This is a genomic window from Promicromonospora kroppenstedtii DSM 19349, from assembly GCF_000515355.1.
GTDB classification, from domain to species: domain Bacteria; phylum Actinomycetota; class Actinomycetes; order Actinomycetales; family Cellulomonadaceae; genus Promicromonospora; species Promicromonospora kroppenstedtii.
This window is the reverse complement of record NZ_KI911731.1, coordinates 4,090-6,974: the sequence shown is the minus strand read 5'-3', so window position 1 is coordinate 6,974 and position 2,885 is coordinate 4,090. Positions and strand designations below refer to the sequence as shown.

The window sequence follows — 2,885 nt, the reverse complement described above, 5'->3', positions numbered from 1 at the left end:
CGCGCGTGCACGCCAAGCTCTCCGGCCTCCACACGGCGGGCCCGGAGGATGCCGGTCGGGTCGCGACGATCGCCCGGACCGCCGTGGACCTGCTCGGCCCGGAGCGCCTGCTGTTCGGCAGCGACTGGCCGATGTCCGCCCGGGTCGCGCCGTACGCGGAGATCGTCGCCCGCACGGCCCGGGCGCTGCCGGCGCTGGACGACGGTGCGACGGCGGCCGTGTGGTCAGGGACCGCGGAGCGGCTCTACGGTCTCACGGACTGAAGGGAGCGCCGGGCAGGGACGGGCCCGCACCAGCACGATCGCGACGTCGTCGGCGACCGTGTCCGACAGCATGCCGCGCAAGGCCGTCTCGACGACGGTCCGCAGGTCTGCCGCGTGGGTTCCTTCGAGCACCCCGGCGAGCTTCTCCAGGCGGGTGCGCAGGCGGTCGTCCCGCGTCTCGATCAGCCCGTCCGTGTAGAGCATCAGGGTGTCGCCGGGCCGGATCTCGACCACGTGGTCCCGGCGCGGCGCTCCCGGGTCCATGCCGAGCAGCAGGTCGTTGCGGACCCGGAGGATCTCGCACGTGCCGTCGGCCCGGACCAGGATCGGAGGCAGGTGCCCCGCGCTGGACCAGCGCATCGTGCGGACCTGGTCCTGCCGGCCGTCGGCCTCCTCGACGCGTGCCACCAGCGCCGTCGCCGTCGCCGAGCTCCCGAGGCCGAGTCCGTCGATGGCCGCGTCCACGCGCTCCAGCACCCGCGCGGGCGTCTCCTGGCTGTCGTACCCGATGGCGCGCACGAGAGCGCGGACCTGGCCCATCGCGACGGCCGCGTCGAGGTCGTGCCCGATCACGTCGCCGATCACCACGGTCGTCGCGCCGTCACGCGTCCGGAACGCGTCGTACCAGTCGCCCCCGATGTCCCGCTCGACCGCCGCGGGCTGGTAGTGCACGACCACCTCCAGACCGTCGAGCTGCGGCGGGTCGGTCAGCACCGCCTGCTGCAGCGCGAGGGCCACCTCGGCGGCCCGGGCCCGTTCCTGTTCCGAGTGGAGGGCCCGGAACCGCAGCGCGTCGTCGTGGGCCCGGCGCCGGACGACGTCGCGCAACGCCGAGGCGACCGTCTTCGCCAGGACCACCATGAAACGGGCGTAGTCGGCGTCCCACGGCCGCACCGGCGTACCGCACAGCACGAGCGCGGCGATGACACCGCTCCCCTGGCCCGACCGCACGGGCTTGACCACCATGCCGGGGACCACCTGACGACGACCCGAGCGCAGCGCACGGACGACGAGGCCCAGCTCCGCGTGCCCGGCGGCCGCCCCCGCCTCCAGGACGATCTCGGGGCCGCTCGCGGCGTAGACCGCCACCCGGGAGACGTCTGCGCTCGCCGACAGCACGCCGACCACGGGCTCGGCGAAGGTGCGCAGGTCGGTGAACGTCGCGGGCAGCACCCCGTGCACCTCACCGAGCACGGCCAGCCGTCGCTGGTTCACCACCTCGCGCGTCGTCTCGGTCGCGATGTCGAGCACGCCCACGACCCGGCCGTCGTCGTCGGTCAGGGGGCTGTAGGAGAAGGTGAAGTACGTCTCCTCGGCGTATCCCGACCGGTTCATCAGCAGGTACATGTCGTTGCTGAACGTCGGTTCCCCCGTGGCCAGCACGGTGTCGAACAGCGGGCCGATGTCGTCCCAGATCTCCGCCCAGACCACTCGTGCGGACGCACCCAGCGCGGCGGGGTGCTTGTCGGTGCCGAGCATCTCCCGGTAGCCGTCGTTGTAGATCAGGGTGAGGTCCGGACCCCAGACCATCATCACCGGGAACCGCGTCGAGTAGCACAGCCGGACGGCGTGGCGCAGCGACTCCGGCCAGGCGTCCGGCGGACCGAGCGGGGTGGCCTCCCACGCGACGGTCCGGGCCTCGTGGCCCACCGCGCTGCGTGCCGTCGCCTCGTCGAACCACCCCGATTTCACATGCGAATCGTAGCGAGGACGCCTCGCCTGGCTAGCCTTCGGAGGGGGTGAGCCTGGCTTGTCCGGTTTTGTTCGAGCGCCCTCTCAGCCGCCGTCGGTGTTGCCGGCGTCGTGAGGGGCGCCGTCCCCCTCCGCATCGAGCAGGGTCCCCGCCGCGTGCGCCTCGAACAGCGCCGACGCGGCGTCGGCGTCCCCGGCGTCCAGGACGTCGAGCAGGCTGCGGTGCCAGTCCGCCACCTGGTGCCAGTCGCCGGTGAACTCGGGGTCGCCGAGCAGGTGCATCGAGCGCAGGCTCGGCTCGATGATGTCCCACATGCGCGGCAGGTAGGTGTTGCCGCTTGCCTCGATGATCGCCCGGTGGAACCCGAAGTCGAGCTCGCGGAACGCGGGCAGGTCCTGGGCGTCCACCGCGGTGTGCATCGCCGCGATCACCTCCTCGAGCCGTGCCCGCGTCTCCGCCGTCAGGCGGCCGCAGGTGAGCCGGCCCGCGAGCGCCTCCAGCGCCACGCGGGCCTGCTTGGCCTGCTGGGCCTCCTCGTCGGAGTGCTTGGTCACGAAGTTGCCCTGGTGGCGCACGTGCGTGACCAGCCCTTCGTGCGCGAGCTGCTTGAGCGCGTCGCGCACGGGAGCCTGGCTCACCCGCAGGCGGCGGGCGAGCTGGGACTCCACGAGCTGCTCTCCCGGGGCGAGCTGCGACGACTTGATCATCGACTTGACGAGGTCGTAGATCTGGTCGGACAGCAGCCCGCGCTCGAGACCCGGGATACCGCTCAGCGCATCAGTCATCCGGCCAGCCTAGCGCCATTATCGACAATCGTTTGTGTGCCTGACCGGTAGGCCGCGAGCCACGCGTCCGCGATGGCGCGCGAGCCCGTGGGCGTGGGGTGCACGCCGTCGGGCGCGAGCGACTCGGCGCCGGCGGGGCCTGCC

3 protein-coding genes are annotated in these 2,885 nt (G+C 72.8%); 1 reads left to right on the top strand and 2 read right to left on the bottom strand.

The window, feature by feature from the left end:
* A partial coding sequence (locus PROKR_RS35825; protein WP_169736511.1) for an amidohydrolase family protein occupies nt 1–263 on the top strand: 263 nt, incomplete at its 5' end.
* Here the strand turns inward: PROKR_RS35825 and PROKR_RS30905 are convergent.
* The gene (locus PROKR_RS30905; RefSeq protein WP_051433230.1) at nt 225–1,955 is read right to left on the bottom strand and encodes a SpoIIE family protein phosphatase; all 1,731 of its coding nucleotides are present in this window, start codon (nt 1,953–1,955) and stop codon (nt 225–227) included. The genes PROKR_RS35825 and PROKR_RS30905 overlap by 39 nt on opposite strands.
* Before the next feature lie 84 nt (nt 1,956–2,039).
* Entirely contained in the window at nt 2,040–2,741 is a 702-nt protein-coding gene (locus PROKR_RS21805) for a GntR family transcriptional regulator (RefSeq protein WP_051433229.1), read from the bottom strand.
* Nucleotides 2,742–2,885: the final 144 nt, after the last annotated feature.

What these genes read in the sequence shown, in the direction of transcription:
- PROKR_RS21805 (WP_051433229.1), bottom strand. Translation starts at nt 2,741, where the DNA reads ATGACTGATGCGCTGAGCGGTATCCCGGGTCTCGAGCGCGGGCTGCTG.